The organism is Chryseobacterium sp. CH25 (assembly GCF_004119455.1).
Classification (GTDB): Bacteria; Bacteroidota; Bacteroidia; order Flavobacteriales; family Weeksellaceae; genus Chryseobacterium.
The window spans coordinates 15,889-35,745 of record NZ_NRQT01000010.1 but is presented as its reverse complement, the minus strand read 5'-3'; the positions used below and the strand labels follow the sequence as shown (position 1 = coordinate 35,745).

16 protein-coding genes are annotated in these 19,857 nt (G+C 34.3%); all 16 read left to right on the top strand.

The features are described 5' to 3' along the window. Positions 1-311 precede the first annotated feature (311 nt). The 16 genes from tssD (BOQ64_RS18895) to BOQ64_RS18820 all read left to right on the top strand — a co-directional run bounded on the left by tssD (BOQ64_RS18895) (position 312) and on the right by BOQ64_RS18820 (position 19,558). Complete coding sequence (gene tssD / locus BOQ64_RS18895; RefSeq protein WP_129059061.1) at positions 312-719, top strand: type VI secretion system tube protein TssD; 408 nt, start codon at positions 312-314, stop codon at positions 717-719. A gap of 169 nt (positions 720-888) precedes the next feature. After that, complete coding sequence (locus BOQ64_RS18890) at positions 889-2,820, top strand: type VI secretion system Vgr family protein (RefSeq protein ID WP_129059062.1); 1,932 nt, start codon at positions 889-891, stop codon at positions 2,818-2,820. A gap of 2 nt (positions 2,821-2,822) precedes the next feature. Beyond that, positions 2,823-4,226 (top strand): hypothetical protein, encoded by a 1,404-nt coding sequence (locus BOQ64_RS18885; protein ID WP_129059063.1) that lies wholly within the window; start codon positions 2,823-2,825, stop codon positions 4,224-4,226. A 70-nt stretch (positions 4,227-4,296) separates the two neighbouring features. Then, complete coding sequence (locus tag BOQ64_RS18880) at positions 4,297-4,833, top strand: hypothetical protein (RefSeq protein WP_129059064.1); 537 nt, start codon at positions 4,297-4,299, stop codon at positions 4,831-4,833. Positions 4,834-5,008: 175 nt separating this feature from the next. After that, a complete protein-coding gene (locus BOQ64_RS18875; RefSeq protein WP_228448477.1) occupies positions 5,009-5,467 on the top strand; it encodes a hypothetical protein in 459 nt (152 codons plus the stop codon). Between the two features lie 138 nt (positions 5,468-5,605). Further along, complete coding sequence (locus BOQ64_RS18870; RefSeq protein ID WP_129059065.1) at positions 5,606-7,384, top strand: hypothetical protein; 1,779 nt, start codon at positions 5,606-5,608, stop codon at positions 7,382-7,384. Further along, complete coding sequence (locus BOQ64_RS18865) at positions 7,381-7,722, top strand: hypothetical protein (RefSeq protein ID WP_129059066.1); 342 nt, start codon at positions 7,381-7,383, stop codon at positions 7,720-7,722. Before BOQ64_RS18870 ends, BOQ64_RS18865 begins: the two co-directional genes overlap by 4 nt. Before the next feature lie 40 nt (positions 7,723-7,762). After that, on the top strand, positions 7,763-8,368 hold the full coding sequence (locus BOQ64_RS18860; RefSeq protein ID WP_129059067.1) for a hypothetical protein: 606 nt from the start codon (positions 7,763-7,765) through the stop codon (positions 8,366-8,368). 401 nt (positions 8,369-8,769) lie between these two features. Further along, positions 8,770-9,441 (top strand): hypothetical protein, encoded by a 672-nt coding sequence (locus BOQ64_RS18855; protein WP_129059068.1) that lies wholly within the window; start codon positions 8,770-8,772, stop codon positions 9,439-9,441. A gap of 275 nt (positions 9,442-9,716) precedes the next feature. After that, positions 9,717-12,212, top strand: a complete 2,496-nt coding sequence (locus BOQ64_RS18850; RefSeq protein ID WP_129059069.1) for an ATP-dependent Clp protease ATP-binding subunit — start codon at positions 9,717-9,719, stop codon at positions 12,210-12,212. Between the two features lie 73 nt (positions 12,213-12,285). Then, positions 12,286-13,164, top strand: coding sequence for a lytic transglycosylase domain-containing protein (locus BOQ64_RS18845; protein WP_129059070.1), 879 nt, complete (start codon positions 12,286-12,288; stop codon positions 13,162-13,164). Positions 13,165-13,662: 498 nt separating this feature from the next. Beyond that, the gene (tssD, locus tag BOQ64_RS18840) at positions 13,663-14,076 is read left to right on the top strand and encodes a type VI secretion system tube protein TssD (RefSeq protein ID WP_068939439.1); all 414 of its coding nucleotides are present in this window, start codon (positions 13,663-13,665) and stop codon (positions 14,074-14,076) included. 204 nt (positions 14,077-14,280) lie between these two features. Then, positions 14,281-16,467, top strand: a complete 2,187-nt coding sequence (locus tag BOQ64_RS18835) for a type VI secretion system Vgr family protein (RefSeq protein WP_129059071.1) — start codon at positions 14,281-14,283, stop codon at positions 16,465-16,467. Beyond that, positions 16,468-17,529 carry a LysM peptidoglycan-binding domain-containing protein gene (locus BOQ64_RS18830; RefSeq protein WP_129059072.1) on the top strand — a complete coding sequence of 354 codons (1,062 nt, stop codon included), beginning with the start codon at positions 16,468-16,470 and terminating at the stop codon, positions 17,527-17,529. A 113-nt stretch (positions 17,530-17,642) separates the two neighbouring features. Continuing rightward, positions 17,643-18,167 (top strand): hypothetical protein, encoded by a 525-nt coding sequence (locus BOQ64_RS18825; protein WP_129059073.1) that lies wholly within the window; start codon positions 17,643-17,645, stop codon positions 18,165-18,167. Positions 18,168-18,214: 47 nt separating this feature from the next. Beyond that, positions 18,215-19,558 (top strand): hypothetical protein, encoded by a 1,344-nt coding sequence (locus BOQ64_RS18820; RefSeq protein WP_129059074.1) that lies wholly within the window; start codon positions 18,215-18,217, stop codon positions 19,556-19,558. Positions 19,559-19,857: the final 299 nt, after the last annotated feature.

Here is a 19,857-nt window from a genome sequence, read left to right as displayed (position 1 = left end):
TCTTCCTGATTTCTGATGCGGGATTTTAATTAAAAATCTTTCATTTTTGAATTGATAAGGACTTTTATTTCTCGATTAAGTGTAAAAGTGTATTTTTTCTTTCATTGGGGATAAAGTTTAAAATGCTTTATTGGTGGTTGTTATGAGGTGGGGTATAAATCCATTGTCGTAGAATTACTACAAAAAGTCGTAGAACTACTACAATTTCTCAAATTTATGGTGAAAAGTTTTTTTTAGAGAAAAAGACCTTCTATATTTGCTAAACAATCACTGAATCACAAAATATTACTAACGGTTAAAATTTACAAATCATGGCAGAAAGAAATTCGAGAGGAATCTTAAAATTCAACAACGGAGAAGGTCAGAAATTACTAAAAATGAACTACAGCGTATCAAGATCAACAGATGTATCAGGACGTGTAGCATCAGACCCTTCTAACGCACTAATCAAAGTTACAGTAGAAGCTACTGAAAAATCAGATATCTTAGAAAGTTTACTGAACGGAAAATATAAGCCTACAGTAGGAGAAATTACTTTCAACAAATCTCACGAAGAAGGAACATTAATCACTTTGAACTGGCAGAACGGTTACGTTATCCAGCACCAGGTAGAATTTGATGCTGTAGACAGCAACAGTATGTTCATTAGTTTCGTAGTGAGTGCTGAAACCATCAGCTATGGTAATTCTGAATATGCCGGACTTTGGCCAACAAGCTAAAATTGTTACACATTATCAACATTCATAAAAAAAGACTGTCCATGTTAAAGACGGTCTTTTTTTGCCTGACAGAAATTTTTTTATGTTGATTAATTTTTCATATCTCATTGATATGATGACTATTTTGTAAAATATTGCTATCTTTAATACTAAACTAAACACAAAGCATATGAAAACCGAAACAAAGACAAAGGGTTCTTCTTTCCGTCCATCACAAAATGCTGATGGGGTATCTGAAAACCACCATGCAGGGATCAACCGGTTGGTAAAACTTTCACTGGTTGTGGAGGGAAAGATTATTAAGTATTACAAACATTTCACACTTAAGCAAAAAGCAGATCACCATCACGAATTCAGCCTTACTCTTGCCCATGATGCATTGGGAGACAGACAGAGTCATACCCTTGAGGAGGCTAATAAGTTTTTGGGGAAACGTCTTACCGCTATTATTTCCTATAAAGATATTGATAACAGTCCCGAAAGAAACTTCGTTGGACTCATTACCAAAGTAGGGTTCAGTCAGGAAAAGATGAGCCTTGGAAATATCGTGCTTTCAGGATATAGCCCAACAATTCTGTTGGATGGAGCTCCGCACATCCAGAGTTTTGGTGGCGGCCAGCCTGTTAATATGGGAATCATTGCCGAAGAAGTAATTAAACAGGGAATTGATAAAGGACGTTTTGATATCAGAGTGGATACCAACGATTATTCTCAGATTATCTACAGCAGCCAATACAACGAAACGCATTATAACTATCTTGCAAGAATGGCAGAAGCCTATGGAGAACAGTTTTACTATGACGGCGAAGTTCTTCACTTCGGAAAACTTCCACCTCAGAACAAGCCTATAAAGCTTACTTACGGAAGCAATGCTGATGATATCAGGGTAGAACTGAAAGCAGTCCATACAAAACCACAATACTACGGTTATAACAGCAGTAAAAATGAAAAGCTGACTTCCGGTGAAACTCCGGTTAACCATTTGGGAGATCTGGCTAAAACAGCATATGGCCATAACGATAAAATCTATAAAACACCTGCACTTCAGGTAGCACCTATTAAGGCATCTACCCATCTGGATGTGGAACATTCTCAGAGAAGTACTGCAGGAAGTGAAGCCGTAAGTGTATTCTCAGTTTCAGGTTCTACAACAGTACCATTCCTACACCCGGGATGTGTAGTAGACATTCACATGAGAAAACCGGACAGTAACGAAACCTCTTATTTTACCAAAGTTATGGTTACCGAAGCTGTTCACGAAATTGATACCATCGGACATTATAAAGGAAGTTTTGAATCTATAGCTGCAGATACAGGATTTTTACCAAAACCTGAATTTACAGTTCCTGTAGCACAGCCTCAGATTGCCACCGTAATTGCCAATGCAGACCCGGAAGGACAGGGAAGAGTGCAGGTAAGATTTGACTGGCAGATGAATGATACCACTCACTTTGTAAGAGTGATGAGTCCTGATGCAGGAGGAACAGATCAGATCACTCAAAACCGTGGATATGTAGCCATTCCGGAAGTTGGAGACCAGGTAATGGTCAACTTTGTGCACAGTCACCCGGACCGTCCGTTTGTAATGGGGGGAATGTTCCATGGTGGAATTGGCCTTGGAGGAGGTGCAGACAACCGTGTAAAATCTATCCAGACAAGAAGCGGACACAGAATTGTCTTTACAGAAGATGAAAGTATCATTATTACGGATAAAAGCGGTAATGAAATTCACCTGGATACTACCGGAAGCAATATCAATATCACCGCTCCGGAAACCATGACCCTGAATTGTAAGAATATGAACATCAATGTAGGTGAAAATATGACGACAACAGTGGGAATGAATAAATCTGACAGCATAGGACTGAACAATACTGAAAGCGTAGGAGCTATGAAACTTACCTCAGTCATTGGAAATGCAAGTACGTTTATTACCGGAAAACTTACGGAGATTATTGAAGGAGATGTACACAGCGAAACAAAAAAAGGACGTAATGAAGTTTCTGAAAAAGAAATGAATATTACATCCAATGCCTCTATCAATAAACACGCACAGCAGGAAGTACAGAATAACAGTGGTGAGAAATCTAAAGCCCATTAGCAATGAGCCGCACAAGAATTGTAAAGGGTACTTACAATAAAATCACTGAAGAAGATCACAATATGTACTCACAGGAGAGCATTGTCTCCCGTGCCCTTAAATGGTTTACTGAAAAAGGTGAGGCTAAAGGAGTGAGCTTCAATGAACCTGATTCTCCGCCATTAGAACAGCTTATACAGTTGATTGTACAATTTCGTCCCAATAAAAATTGGAAAGGTGAGTTTGGTTTTGACTGGGTAAGATTAGACGATACTAAACTTTTTAATGATAATTCATTTAAAGATGTAGTTGCTTATCAATATTTTGATTCAACATATAAAAAATTAGTAGATAATTCTCAATCTACTTACGTTAACAAATATGATGGGGTTTTTAAGGCTGATGAAACAATGTTTAATACTTTAAAAAGAGAGTATAAACCTTTTTCTATACCTTGGAAAACCCATAAAGATAAAGCTGGAAAAGAAGTAGCAGAAGAATATTATGTCCCATGGCTTTCTCTGAAGAAAGATAAAGAAGCAAAAATAACTTTCTTTGCGGAGATTAAAGATGAAGCAGATTATCTGGAATTTACAAAGTCTGATTATTTCACATTTACTCCTAATAAAATTGAAATTAAAGGGAAGAAAAAAGTCTCTTTGAATGATTTTGAAGTAATTATTAAATGCATTAAAGAGTTTACTGCAGATCAGACAATAGAGTTAAAAGCCTTTAAGGATGATAAGGGAACAACTGTAGAAGCAATCGTTGGAAGGGTAAACGTCTGGGCTAATGATGCAACAAAACATAAGAAGAAGGATGTTGTTTTTGTTGAAATAAGAACACCAGCTATATCATCAAAAAAAGAAGAAAAGCCAAATGCTACTCTTGAGAAAAGCCGAATTAATCAATATCTTGAACAGGCTTATATCCAACTTTCTGATTCTTCTATTATTGTGGAGTTAGATCTTACCGCTGAAAAAGACTTTAATAATTTTATTACGAATAGTGAGATAGATTCTGGTAAATCTAGTGGAGGTAAGTCGTTAGTTAGCTATTTAAAAAATAAATTAGAGAAAACATATCCAGGTAAATATAATAAGCATTTTAAAGCCTTTTATTTTGATGAAAATGGCTATAATCCAGCTGGAGGGAATGTATCAGGGTATTCATCTCCTGGAGCTGATTATGTTGTTGTATTCAAAAGTAAAAATGACCAGACTGCAGCTCATGAATTTCTGCATGCAATGAATTTACCTCATACTTTCACCAATAAAAAAACTACATCAGATGCGTTGTTTACATATGAGTTTAAGAAAACTGACAATCTTTTAGATTATTCACATCGTTTAGGCTCGGGCAACAACAGTAATAGGTGTTCATTATTTTATTGGGAATGGAAACAGGCTAACAATTCAATTAAGTAGTATGAAAAAAATGATTCTAATGGTATTGATTAATGCATTTATACAATGCCAGTCTCAAAAAAATAATAAAATGATACCAACAATTGATAGATCTTTAGAGAAATTCGATGTGGAATACTTTGAGAAAAATTCTACAAGAGGAACATTTGTAAAAAACATTGATAATGATATAATTATTGAAGACAGACAGTCATTTGGATACATAAGACAACAATATGATAATAATAGTGTGTTTAATAAGAATATTCTATTTTATAGAAGCGGGAATATAAAAGAAAAAGGGATTGCCTTTAATGAAGGTTCACCCATAGGTATCTGGTATTATTTTGATGAGTCAGGTAAGCTTGTTAAAGAAGAAAATACAGATGAAGGGTATAATTTCACCCCTGAAAAGGTAGTGGGATATTGCGAAAAGAATAAGATTGAGCTTCCGAAGGGATATCATGAATCGGGTTTTTATACTCAGGTAAGAAAAGAAACTCTTAATGGTAAAAAAGTATGGGTAATAAAATATCTTATTCCGGGAGGAGATATACAAAAATTAGTTTTAGATGGTCAGACAGGTAAAGAGTTGGAGAAAAAAGTAGTTCCGTTTGTAAGCAGCTAGTGAATATTTTCAAAAAAAATATGAAAAAGGTGATGTTTTTTCTAATTTTAGTACTTGTTATTTCTTGTAAGTCGCAGAATAGAAAAGATATGTTACCCACAGTTGATAATAAATTTGAAAAATTTGATATTGAAAATTTTCAAAAAATTCAAAAAATGAAATCTTAATTCTTGATATGGGAGATGATTTGTCCATTCAGGATAATTTTCAACCATCAGGTGCTATATACAGAGAACGTAGTTTTAATCGTAATTCATTCTTACATACTAATAAGTTTTTTTACGATAATGGATATATAAAAAAGAAGGGGAGGCTTTTCAATGAAGGATCTTCTATTGGTGTCTGGTACTATTTTGATGAATCTGGTAAGCTTGTCAAGGAAGAAAATACAGATGAAGGGTATGGTTTTACCCCTGAAAAGTTAGTGAGATATTGCGAAAAGAATAAGATTGAGCTTCCGAAGGGATATCATGAATCGGGTTTTTATACTCAGGTAAGAAAAGAAACCCTTAATGGTAAAAAAGTATGGGTAATAAAATATCTTATCCCTGGTGGAGATATACAAAGGGTAGTTTTAGATGGTCAGACAGGTAAAGAGTTGGAGAAAAAAAAAGTTCCGTTTGTAAGCAGTTAATTAAGCTTTTATATCAAAACTGAATTGAATACAATTCATAAAAATAAATAATAAAAATGCTATTTTAGTAGTATCTTTTTATCCGGAAATATAAAAACAGTAAACAGTAGCTAAGGAAAATTTTAATATCATTAAGCCATGAGTAGAACGAGAATTGTAAAGGGAACGTATACTAAAATTTCTGAGGGAGAGCATAATATGTATGCCAAAGAAAGTATTATTACTTCTGCCGGAGAGACCGTAACCGAAACTGGGGTGGGAAAAGGAGTGAGATATGGAGATCCCAAAGATTCCCCTAAAAGAGAAGGGCGAATTATTGATATTCTTATGTTTGTCGCCGGAACTACAGACCCTGGAAATACTGAAGGAACAAAACATAAGGCCAATACAAGCTATTGGAAATATATTGATGAAAAGACCAAGCAAGAAACAAAGGAAAGTTTAAATAATTTATGGAACAGAATCAAGGAACTTAAACCTCAATTTAATGATTTAAATATTGAAGGAGATTTTTTCAGTTGGTCTGGTGATAATGACACCAAGGAAAGAATCAAAGCTTCCGAGAGATTATTTGATCTGTTGTTAAGAATGTATCCTGGCTGGAAAAATCAGGAAGTACATTTGCACCTCATTGGTCATTCACATGGAGGTAATGTCATTAATCAGTTTACAGAGCTTATCTCCAGTAAGGACATGATTGCAAAATCCAGTATTTTGAAACCTCGTAAGATTACAGAATTTCCTAAAGAATGGAAGGTTAAAAGTATCACGTATTTATCAACTCCTTTTTTCCAGAAGAAACATCAGTTGAATCATGGAAAATTACATAAAGAATGTAAGATCATTAATGTTCATAATGAGTATGATCTGACCCAACAATTGATTGCAGACTTCAGTTTGACTAATTTAGAAGGCTTATTGAAGTCTTTTGAAATAGAGAAGTTTAAAAAGGGTATAGAGACATTGAAAAGTGTAGATAAAGATATTATTCTAACTTATCTTAAGGGAATAGGTCTTCCCAGCAGCCATAAGAAAAGAGCAGTTCCGGCTTGGAAAGAAATGGCAAAAGCTTTTTTGGGAATGAATATGATTACGAAAGAGTTTATCAACTATATTAATTCTTTAAAAATTGAAAATTCTAACCTGCAAAAAGAAAAAGATTCTTTTGTTAGCCTTTTAAATAGTCTTCTACGATGGACCTATGATGTGTATAATAATTACAATGCTGGTATAGCAAAAGGGCATGATAAAGTAACATGGGCACAAAATTTAAATCTGACACAGGGACTGAGCGTTTTAAATACTTTGTTTGACATTAAAAGCAGTCCAAAGGATAGTTATCTCTTAAGCTTATTAGCAGGTTTATTTGGAGAAAATAAAGGAATCACTGATAGTATTGATGAAACATCCTGGACGCCCAAAAAACAAACCAAAGCGCTGTCCATTATAGATGTACCTATTTTTGAAAGCGATCCCTATAATTCCAGAAATAAAAGAAAAGAATTTGATGGTTTTTTAAAAGGAGCACAAGGTGCAGTACACGCCAGGGAGCTGGAAGATTTGCTGATGAGGTTATTTAGCCAGTTTATTAAACCTTCTATGTTGGCTTTGGTAGTAATCACAATTGATCAGGTACTTGAGCCTTTGGTTTTTGGAAAATTAGATACCGAAATTACAAAGCTGAGAAAGAATTTGGAAGTATATTCGAAATTTGTAGGTAAATATCATGCTTATTTGGTGACTTCAAAAGATGAAGAGGCATTTGCCAAAGAGATTATGAAAGCACCGGGATCTCTTTCCTATTTAGCTATGGCATCCCATAGTTTAAGCCATACCCAATTATGGAAAAAAGTGGAAGATAGTTTAAAAGACGTATTCAGTTCAGGAAAAAATCCAGGATATAGAAAGAAAGTATGAAAAATATAACGCAAGTCATTGGCAAAACGCTACTCGTTTTTTTACTGTCAAATTTAATGGTAATTGTTTATTTTATATATATTTATAGTAGTATCATTGAATCTGTTAATGTAGAACTCATTGTAAAAATAATAAAGCAGTTTGGTTTGATTATAAGTATCCCCACAACTATTTTATTTGTTCTTATGGATATGATTTTCATAAAAATAATTAAAAATAACTGGACATTATATTTAATCCGGATTATTGCTTTTTTAGGATTACTTTATATAATGTGTCTGATTTTTTCTGTTTATATTATAACCAGTGCTTTAATAGATAATCCTTTGGCTAAATAAATTTTACGGACAAAGTTTTATTGATCAATAAAAATAAAAAATGAAAAAAATATCATCATCCATTGTTATATTCATTCTCTTGTTCAATGCTAATTTATATTCACAGAATGTTAATAAAAACAATTTTACATCTCTGATACAGGAAGAAGTGGGGGATCTGAATAATGATAAACGCAATGACAGGATTATGGTAGAAATGGATATAACTGATAAGACGCAACCATCGAGATTGCAAATATTTCTCTCACAACCCAATAAGAAACTTCAACTGGTCGTTTCTTCTACGAAACTTATTGAGGGGCAATACCCTAGCCGTAAAAATGGGGAATATAGTGGCAATAATGTTCCGGACTTTTTTATTGAAAATGGAAAATTAATAATGCTCACTGATATTGATCACAGGAAAAGCAGCTATGAATTCAGGCTGAATAAAAATAATTTTGAATTGGTGAAAATATCACGGGTAAAATGGGATGGAAAAGATACCACATTTGAAACGAAAATTGACTTAATAGCCAAAACGAAAATTGAGTATGAACAGGTGACAGGTTCTGAGAAACTCTTAAACAAAAAGAAAAAAGAGATTAAAATCAATGCTTTGCCAAAAATACAGGATTTAAGCTTTTCTGATTTGGAAAAGTTTTAAAACTTCGGGGCTGATCTGTGTTTTGTATTTACTTCGGGAAACCATTGGAGTGGTATTTTTATTCTTAACTGGCCCTCATTTTTTGTTCACAAAAGTGGCTGAAAATGTCATTTTAAAGATTCTGATAGCCATCATTGCGACAGTTATCCTGTATTGTATTTACCATGCTTTTTTCTGGGGTTGATAAGACGATCCTTTGGCAAAATAAAGCTGATAAAATCAATATAGCACTCTATAAATATCAGATGGATAGAAAAAGAATAAACTTTCAGGGAATTTCCTGCTGAAATATAGTGTTATTACGGATTCCTTTACAATAGAAATATTGATTATATTGTATCGCTCATTAGAAGAATCTGTATTCTTCACAAACAAAAACCATGTTATCAAATTAAACCTTAATGAACACAATCACAGATCACATTAAATACTTTTCAAAACTCTCTGCTGTATTTATCTTCAGTCTATTTAAGATTTATGCCATAGGAATTCTTTCAACAGTCATTACTTTCTCTCTGGGAATCTATATTATGGCCGAAAGTTTAGGCTCATCATTAGGGCACAGTGGAGCCCTTGCCTTCCTGATGGTAACTGTGATGGCTAAGCCTTTATCTGCAGGACTTTTCTATCTGTTAATGATTGCTGCACCGTTTTGTATTGGAATTTTCTCAACAAAATACGGGATGTCAAGAATTATCAGCAGACTTGTTCATGATCATTCCAAAACCATTTTGGTTCCCTTTATTGATAAAGTGGTAGGTAAAATTAAAAACAATGAGCCGATGGTTGTCCGTAATAGTACAGATTATGCTTTGGCAAAAGTGAGACTGGTGAATGAATTCAAAAACAGCTCAGAAAATAAAATTCTTAAGCGTGTTTTAGGGTATGCTCTAAATAAAGTAAAATTTGACGAACTGAATTTAGGAGATGAAAATGTAGACTTTTATGACATCATCAAAACCACACTGATTGAAAAATTACATGAACTGGCAGAACCTTCAGCCATGATTTTTTATATCTATATTGGCCTTCAGTGGGTAAGCCTTATTCTTCTGTATTTTCTGGATATATAAAAGGAAATTAAGCTTTGTGAAAAGATATACGGGATTTTATCACCTGTTTAAAAAAGACGAAAAGATAAAAAAAGACGGTTATTACTTCTCTAATTGAAGAATTAACTATCTTTATCACATTTAGAATAAAATATTTAATTTTAGCAGAATAAAAGAACCCCTTTTTAATTTCTGAATTATCAGCCATAAAAAGTATAGGTTCTGAAAAGCAAAACATCAAATCATCTGGAACAATAGTAAACAGAACGCAAATATTAATATAAGAAAAATTATAAATGGGAGTACTAGTAACCAACGAAACAGTAAAACAGCTATTTCATATTGCTCAGTCGATAGCGAGGGAAAACTATAATGGTACGTATGGCGGTCCACATATTCTGCAGGCCCTTATGCATAAAGATATTGGTCTTAATGAATTTTTAAAAAGTATAGATAAAGATCCCGGCTATTTCTATGAATGGGCAGATGTGCGTATTGAAGAATATCCTAAAACCAGCCACCTTCCCGATGAAGTAGGGCAGGATGAAGCTGTAGATACCCTTATAGAAGAAGCAGATGATATCCGTTTAAAATTAGGACTTGATGAGATTACTCCCATCTGTATCCTTACTGCTATTGTAAAACCTCAGGTAGTATTCTCTCTTCAGCAATTGAAGTCATTACCGTTAAGAGAACATGAAATTTTCAACCTGTACAGAAAAGATACACCGTTTACCGTCTCTGAAAATGGAGACTTTGCATCATTATTCTCCAATGGATCAGACTTTGCGGATTCATCTCTACCATCCATTAAAAGTTATTGTGTAGACAGAACAGCACAGGCCAGAAAAGGAGATCTTGAAAACATCATCGGTAGAGATAAAGAATTGAGAATGCTCGTAGAGATCCTTTGCCGAAGAAGCAAACCGAATGTAATTATCATTGGAGAACCGGGAGTTGGAAAAACTGCTCTTGTAGAAGGATTTGCCATTGAAATTACAAAAGGAAACGTTCCGGAAATGCTTAAAAACGGAACCCTTTTAGAACTGGATACAGGAGCATTATTAGCTGGAACCTCTTATAAAGGAGAAATAGAAGACCGTCTTAAAAAAGTAATCAATGAATGCAAGAAAATTGAAAAAGCCATTCTTTTCATTGATGAAATTCATACTCTTTTAGATCCGAAAGGAAGCATCGGAAACGTAGCTAATCTTCTGAAGCCTGAACTGGCCAGAGGTGAAATTACCGTTATCGGTGCAACCACTCAGGAAGAATACAGAAAAATTATTGAACCGGAACAGGCTTTCAACCGTCGTTTTGAAGTATTAACGGTGAATGAACCGGATGAAAAGACTTGCGTAAAGATGATTGACGTTCTTCTTGAAGGCTATAAAAAACACCACGGCATTGAAGTGGAAAAAACTGCTCTTCCGGAATGTGTACGTTTAGCCAAAAGATATGCGAAAGGTAAAAAATTACCGGATGCTGCGATTGATTTGTTAGACAGAACTATGGCTGCCATCAAAATGTTGGACGAACTTTCTGAAAAAGAACTGGACAGCTGGAAAGAAAGCTACGACGCTATTTTAAAAGAAGAATTCATTGATAATAAAGATAAGGCAGATGAACTGATCTGGACTTATAATTTATTGAGAGACAAAATAAGCCCTATTTTATGGGGATCATTAAGTGAGCAGCCTGCTTTGGATAACTCTATGCCGGTAGATCAGATCCAGAAGATCATTGAAGATACTTATGCAGAGCTTTTACAGCACGCAGCTAAAAAAAGAGAAAAAGTAGACCGTTTAGAATTGGCTGCTGTGATGGCCGCTAAAACCAATATTCCAATCGGGAAGATTCAGGCACAGGAAAAAGAAAAGCTACTGAACATGGAATCTCTTCTACTGAACAGAGTAGTAGGTCAGGATCATGCATTAAAAATCCTTTCCGATGCTATTGTTGAAAACCGAAGTGGATTAAACAAACCAGGGCAGCCAATTGGATCCTTCTTCCTTTTAGGACCTACAGGAACCGGAAAAACAGAGCTTGCTAAATCAATGGCAGAACTGTTGTTCAACGATGAGAAGGCAATGGTTCGTTTTGATATGTCGGAATTTAAAGAAGAACATTCGGCAGCTTTACTATATGGAGCGCCTCCGGGATATGTAGGATACGAAGAAGGAGGGATGCTGGTTAATAAGATCAGACAACAGCCATATACTGTGGTTTTATTTGATGAAATTGAGAAAGCTCACCATTCTGTGTTTGACGTATTTCTTCAAATTATGGACGAAGGAAAAGTACATGATAAACTTGGAAAAGAAGGCGATTTCAGTAATGCTCTGATCTTATTCACATCCAATATTGGAAGTGAAGAGATTGTAAAACAGTTTGAAGAAGGAAAAGTTCCGGAATCATCCTCACTGATGCAGATTATGTCTAATTCAGGAAGGTTCAGACCGGAGTTCTTAGCCAGAATTACAGAAATCATTCCTTTTGCACCAATTACAGAATCTATTGCAGAAAGAATCTTTAATATTCAGTTGAAATCACTCCATACTTCATTAACAAGATTGGGAATTGCTTTAAAGATCACAGATGAAGCGGTGAAAAACCTTGCTCTTGGTGGATTCAGCAGTAAATATGGAGCCAGACAGATTTCCGGAGTAATCCGTGCACAGCTGGCAAGACCTATTTCTAAAATGATCGTAAGAGAAGAAGTAAAATCCGGACAGACAATTCATGTAGACTGGAATAAAGAAGAAGAGAAATTAAGCTGGAAAGTAGATTAAATTATAAAGTAAAAAGGCTGAATGATAAATTTACTCTTTAGCCTTTTTATTTGTTGTTATAAATACATTAGAGATGAAAACAATTGTCAGAAATATCTTTACAGGGATAATGCTTTTGGGGACTGTTGCCATGGTGAACGGGCAGTTTCTTGCTGCATCAGATACTTCAGAAAGCAGTGTGAGAAAATATCAGGGAATCATAAATTCAAACAAAGATCTTGTTGAATTTATTGAACAGCTTCTTCTACAGAAAGGGCTTCCTAAGCATTTAAGAAACTTAGCCCTGATTGAATCCCATTTTGACAAAAATATTACTTCCGGTGCCGGAGCAGTAGGAGTATGGCAGCTGATGACAGCACATGCCAACCAGTATGGGCTTGCAGAACATCAGCGTACAGATGTGTATAAAAGTACAAAAACAGCAGTTATTTCTCTTGCCAATTTGTATAAAAAATACAATAACTGGGTAACGGTAGTGGCCGCATACAACTGTGGTGAAGGAAATGTCGCCAAGGCTATGCAGGCTGCAGGTTCCAGTCAGTACCATGAATTCTACAGATTCCTTCCTGCTGAAACAATCAATCACGTTAAAAAATATCTGAATGCCTGTTATGCAACGGGGGAACTTCAGAGCGTGCTGAACAACTATAATTCCGCAAGAATTAATAAAGTATTCTTTGAAGATGGAAATAGAAAAATACCTAATGAAACATTATCAGAAACAGAAATTAACGCCGGGTTTAATCTCAGTGTAATTGCCGATGAACTTGATGTGGAGGTAGGTAAAATTCTTGCCTGGAACCCAGGGATTACAGAAGAGTTACAGAAAAAAGGAGAAAGTTCTTTTTATCTGCCAACAGATCTGATGCCTGATTTCCTTCTCAGAAAGCACAAGATCCTTACCAGATCAATAAAAGAAAGTAGTGGAGCGGGTGCTGGGGTACAACCTTAGGCCCATCCGGAAAATTTATAATAGCCAGACCACTTAGGTCTGGCTATTTTTTTGATTTGTTTAATCTGTTTAGCATTTAAGAAGGAGATAAAAACCAGGGATATTTCATGGATTCATTACAGAGAATACAGATCCTCGTAAAATACACCTAATTTTTAAAGTCTTTTAGCCAGAAATTTGAGCATTTTATTTTCTCATTTTATGATTTTAAGTAAAAGTTAAGGTGTGTTAATTTTTTCTTAAAAAATATTAATATTTCTCATTTGTGTGGAAAATGTTCCTTTTGTTCAGTGTTTTATAAGTTTAAAAAAATCTTTACTGTAGAGCGTTTAAGTAGAGTTATTAAATCTAATATCGTAGAATTACTACAAAAAGTCGTAGAACTACTACAATTTTTCACATTTATAGTTAAAAGTTTTTTTCCGAAAAAAGACCCTCTATATTTGCTACACAATCACCGAATCACAAAATATTATTAACGATTAAAATTTACAAATCATGGCAGAAAGAAATTCGAGAGGAATCTTAAAATTCAACAACGGAGAAGGTCAGAAATTATTAAAACTGAACTACAGCGTATCAAGATCAACAGACGTATCAGGACGTGTAGCATCAGATCCTTCTAACGCACTAATCAAAGTTACAGTAGAAGCTACTGAAAAATCAGACATCCTTGAAAGCTTACTGAACGGAAAATATAAGCCAACAGTAGGAGAAATTGTTTTCAACAAATCTCACGAAGAAGGAACATTAATCACTTTGAAATGGGAAAACGGATACGTTATCCAACACGAAGTAGACTTCGATGCAATTGACAGCAACAGTATGCTGATCAGCTTCGTAATCAGTGCTGAAACTATCGACTACGGTACTTCTCAGTACGCTGGACTGTGGCCTTCTGCAGGTAAATAAGCCTATTCATCATCTTAGTAAAAATAAAATTGGTACAGGACAGTGCGCTCGAAAGAGTATGCTGTCCTGTTTTTTCATAAGGACATCTTAATTTTATGAATAAAGCTTTTAACAAGCCTATTTTGTAGATATAACCTTATATTTTTTGATTCTGTTGCTGAATAATCAGCAGTTTATTTAATTTTTAACTTAAACACAAACACTATGTTTCAGGATGACAAGACAATTAAAGTAGATAGCCCAAAAACTGATATGAAAGGCAGCAAAGAGCAGTTGAAAAATGTAAAAGAAAATGTTGCTAAGAAAGCAGAAGAAAAGTTGAGTAAAACGGGCAGTAAAGTGAAGAAAGCCGTAGAAGTAGGACAACAGGGCATGAGCACTGTACAGGGAGCGAATATGTTTATGAACCAAACTTTTGTTCCGAACAATCCCTCTATTATTGAAAATAAAGTGTGGGCCAAGCAGCCTACCTCAAAAATACATAATGCTGAAGCCATACCTCAAAGTATTATCGCCGGAATTAACCGTGTGGTAAAACTGGATGTAGTTATTGAAGGGCAAATCATCAAGCATTTTAAACATTTTAAGTTGGTACAGAGTGCTGCTAAACATCATGAATTTAGCCTTACATTGGCTCATGACACATTGGGAAGTGCTGAAAACCATAATCTTCAGGAAACACAGAATTTCCTTGGAAAAAGAATAACTGTAGTTTTCAAATATAAAGATATTTTACAAGGGGCAGAACGTAATTTTGTGGGAGTAGTTACCGAAGTAGGTTTCAGCCAGGAAAAAGGAAGCCTTGGAAATATTGTTCTTAAAGGATACAGCCCTACAGTACTTTTGGATGCTGCACCTCACATTCAGAGTTTTGGAGGAAGTCAGCCAATCAGCTTGAACAGTATTGCTTATCACGTTATCAGTGAAGGGTTGGGACAGAATAAATTTGATTTCAGAGTAGATGCCCAGCATGGAAATGTTTCCTACAGCTCACAATATGAAGAAACACACTATAATTATTTGGCGAGAATGGCAGAAGCTTATGGTGAACAGTTTTATTATGATGGTGAAGTATTGCATTTTGGAAAACTTCCGCCTCAGGAAAAACCAGTAAAACTTACGTATGGAAGCAGTGTAAGTGATATTGCAATCAAAATGAAAGCTCAGCACGTAAGTCCTTCCTTCTATGGCTACAACAGCAGCAAGAATGAGAAAATGAAAGGGGGAAGCTCAAAGATCAGCCATACCTCAGATATTGCAAGGCGTGCCTACGAAATATCAGAAAAAACATTTACTACACCATCTTTAAGAGTAGCTCCTATAAAAGCTACATCTTTTATGGATATTGATGCTTCTCAAAAAGGAACTGCCGGAAGTAAGGCTTCAGAAGTTTTTATCACTTCGGGAACTACCACTGTTCCTTTTTTATATCCGGGATGTACTGCAGATATTGAAATGCGTAAATCGGAAAGTAGTGAGACCTCTTATTTCACCAAACTGATGATTATCGAAGTTACCCATGAGGTAGATGCCAGAGGATATTATGATGGTAAATTTGAAGCTATTGCTGCAGATACAGGCTTTATTCCACGTCCGGAATTTGAAACCCCAAGAGCAGAAGCTCAGTTTGCAAAAGTAGTATCCAATACAGATCCTCAAAATCAGGGAAGGGTTCAGGTTCAGTTTGACTGGCAAAGTGGACCGGATATTACAGAATTTATCCGTGTGATGTCTCCAGATGCCGGAAGCAGCGATAAAGTAAGTAAAAACCGTGGATTCATGTCTATTCCTGAAGTAGGAGATCAGGTCATCATCAACTTTGTACATCAGCATCCAGACCGCCCGTTTGTAATGGGGGGAATGTTCCATGGGGGGATTGGTGCCGGTGGTGGAGCGGGGAATAATGTGATGAGTTTTAGCGGGAGAAGTGGTGCTGAATTGAAATACGACAACGGAGCCGGGTCTATGAACCTTAAAGATCAAGGTGGCGCTCATATGTTCTTTGACGGGTCTGGAAATGCTGAGACTAATGCTAATAATAACAAGACGGTCACTGTAGGAAATGACAATACAAAACATGTTAAAAATAATAATACTACAAATGTGGGCTGTAAACATACTACAGATGTAGGAGAGGGGCAAAGTGTATTAACAATGGGCAAAGATGGTGTTATTGATTTAAATGGAGCTCAAAAAGTAACACTGAAAGTAGGAAATAGTTATATAGAAATAACAAGTGAAAGTATAAAACTACAAAGTAGTAATGTTACCGTAAGTGGCTCTTCAAGTGTAACGATTGATAATTCAAGTGATACAGGATGCTCTTTGACTAATATATCAGCCAATCCAAGCAATATTTCCATCACTGCAACAAAAGTAGAAATTAATTAAATGAAATTTATAAAATATAAAATAAATAAGGGAGATACATTAGAATCAATTGCTGGAAAATATGAAATTTCAATAGAGGATCTGAAGTCCTTTCATAATTCTCACTGTGGTTTTGCAAGCATGATAATTTCAGATAAACTACCTATTCAGTTAGAATATTTAGTTATCAACCCAATTACGTATAAAGAAGCTATTAATAAAACGGATAACCCTGAAGAATTGAATTTTAATCAAAATGTAAGATATCGTTGTGAACAACTAAATATTAGCAGAGTAAATAATGAGACAATTACTCTTTCAGCTAGTACTTATTCTGAGTTTTTAGTCCAGAAAATGGATTATACAGATGTGTTTAATGTTGCTTTAACAGACTTTAATTTCACTGTAGATCCTATTATATATGAAAAAGGGTTTTTATTTGCTCAAAAATTAGAGAAATTAAGATTTCCAATAACTTTTAATATCTCGGAAACAGGTTTCATGAATAAAATCTTTAACCATGATGAAATAGAGAAAAAGTGGATTAAATTTCGTGATTTTAGTTTGGCTAATGATGATGTTTATAAACAGCTTTCTTCACAAGCTCCAAAACAGGCTGAAGATATTATTATAACTGGAAATAAAGAGTTTATGGAAATAAAGAGTTTATGTAGAACTATGGATAAAAATTTGTTTTTTCACATTTTCTTCAGAGCATATCAAGGAGGTAATTTAAAGGATTATGAATTAAATCAATTTTCTCAGTTATTTCCAAATGTAGATTTAACAACAGATGTTGTTAGATCTGTTGTTACTGAGGATGATAATTTTGTTACTTATCGTCTTGTAGGAACATTAAATAGAAAAGGATTATCTGAAGAGGGTCTCAAGGAAATGTATGATAAAATATATAAACCTTCTATTAATTACAGTTATACAGAATTTGATTTCGTATATCGCATAACTTATACAATAGATAAGAGTTTTAATTTTGTTACAGATGCAAAAGCATCAATAGCTGAAAAAGTTAAAAATAATTTTGAGGTGATTACAGAATATAAAATTAAAAAAGTAGAACTCTAATATATTTAAGATCTTCTTTGAAAACTATGGATAGCAAAGAGAATAGTAACTATATTAAAATATAGAAAGAATTTTTAACACCATATAAACATTAATTTATTTTATATAAAAGCATGAGTAAAAATGAAGTAACATTATCAACCTTTAATAGTAAATATACTTTTTGGGCAACATTAATCACAATATTTATTTTATTTCCTATAGCAATATTATTAATTAAAACTTTAGATATTAAATATACTGTGAATCAAACACAGTTAATCATTGCTGTACTAAGTATAGTTTTTGGTTTTTTAATTATTGTAATGAAAAGTACCATGCAAAAAATTTCTTTTATAAAATCTGAGAATAATTTTTATTTGAAAGATGATAAAGGAAATGAAGTTCATTTACCAGATAATACAACTTATAATATTTATAATTATAACTCAAGAAAGGCTTTTATGTTAAGAGTTACTACACAATCAGGGACAAGATACTTTTTGTCACCAGATATGAATATGAAGCCTAATATTGAAGTTTTTTTTGGACAGTTTTTAAAAAAAGCTTCAAGTAAAGATTTTTATGTAAAAGCATTTCCAATTGTAATTTGCTTTGCTTATGTTATTATAAGTATTGTTTTAGTTTTGTATGTATAGAGACGATTGGTAAGCTTATTTATTAGTTTAATTTTAATTTCTATGTTATGTCAGTTTCGTTTATTCCACAAGATAAAGTTTATGCAGTTTGTACTTATCAATTAAGTCCTTCTCCACAGAAATTCTCTTACAGCAGGGAAAAGCCAAGTGTTTTTTATCAGAATGCAGACCAGCCGGTTTTAACAGTTGATGATAAGAACCTAATGGAAGAATTTAAGTGTAAATCTCCTGCCAATATGATAGGCTCTTTATTAGCATTTGGAGCTGGGCTTGTTTTGTTTGCTACTGGGCCAATTGGTTGGGTGATTGCGGGTGCAATTGCAGTTGTTGCTATTGGTGTTACCATAGCAATTGTTACTCATAAATGTACTGATCCCTTAAAGGGTGGTAATTGGTTTTTAGCTCATAATAGTGTTAAAATTAATGGATCTTCAGCTATTACAAGATCATCAATATTAAAGTGTGGTAATAGTGGAATTCTGACACCTTTTTTTGATAAGGCAGCAGCAGAAGATGCCGCAAGCTCTATAGCTATTAAAAACGGATTTGAATTAGGAATAAATATTGTTGCTTCTGCTGGAGCTGGATATTATTTACCTGCTTCTTTTTCTGGTTGGGGGGCCGCTTCTATTGGTGGCAGAGTTTGGCTAGCTGGTGGCAGATTTATTGCGGGATATGGAGCTTTTAGTATTCTTAATTTTGGATTTAGAGGAATGATAAGAGGAATAAATGAAAATTTGGGAGATGTGAAAGATAATACGACATACGACCAAATGAATAACCATAAAGAGAATGTTACAGATAATAAAACAGGTAAAATTGAAGAACAGGATATAGACGGAAATACTTTGTGGGGTAAACCTTCAAAGCCTGATGATCTTGTACAGGATTTTGGTGATATTATTGAAGTGAAAAAGGAAGGGCCTTGGTATAAAATCTCTTCATATAAAAAGAAGAGTGTTATGGGGAAAATTACAACTGTAATTACAACAACACGAATTCATAATAGCAATAAAGCATTACTACAACAACTTGAAAATTTAGATGGTCTTAATCGTCAGCAATTAAGAGCTAATCCCTTAGCTCAACAATTATTAGCTGAACTGAACAGTGGTAAATATCCTGAATGGAAAAATGCCTCTACCCATTATAATAGTGGACGTATGAATCCAAGTATGGTAGATGATGGAAAGAATTTAATGACAGAAAATACAAAATCCAGTTTGAACAATGTAAATTCCAGCTATAAACAAGGAATATTATTTCTTATTCCATTTATTGGGACTATGTTTTCCGAAGCAGCAAGGGTCGATATAGCACAAGGTATGGCTGCTGATTTAGCGGCGGAACCTAACGGAAGTAGTTTAGTTGCCGGCACTCCTGTAGATTAAGGTTATTTATTAAACTTATTGTAACAATTTCTCAGGACATAAATATAATATTTAGAGAGATGGGGATAGAGTACTGATGATCAAACAAAAATTGTCAACTTATTAGGAATTGCTTATTTTGATGAGAAAAATGATCTAAAAGACAGACTCTTAAGGAAAGAAGTACGCAAAATGGGTAACCCATACAGTGAAAGGAATTTAAAAATCCTGGATTCCCTGGAGCAATATCAAAAAAAATAAATTCATTATCCTAAACAGCAAGAAGAATTACAATAATCTATTCAATCAATCATCAACAA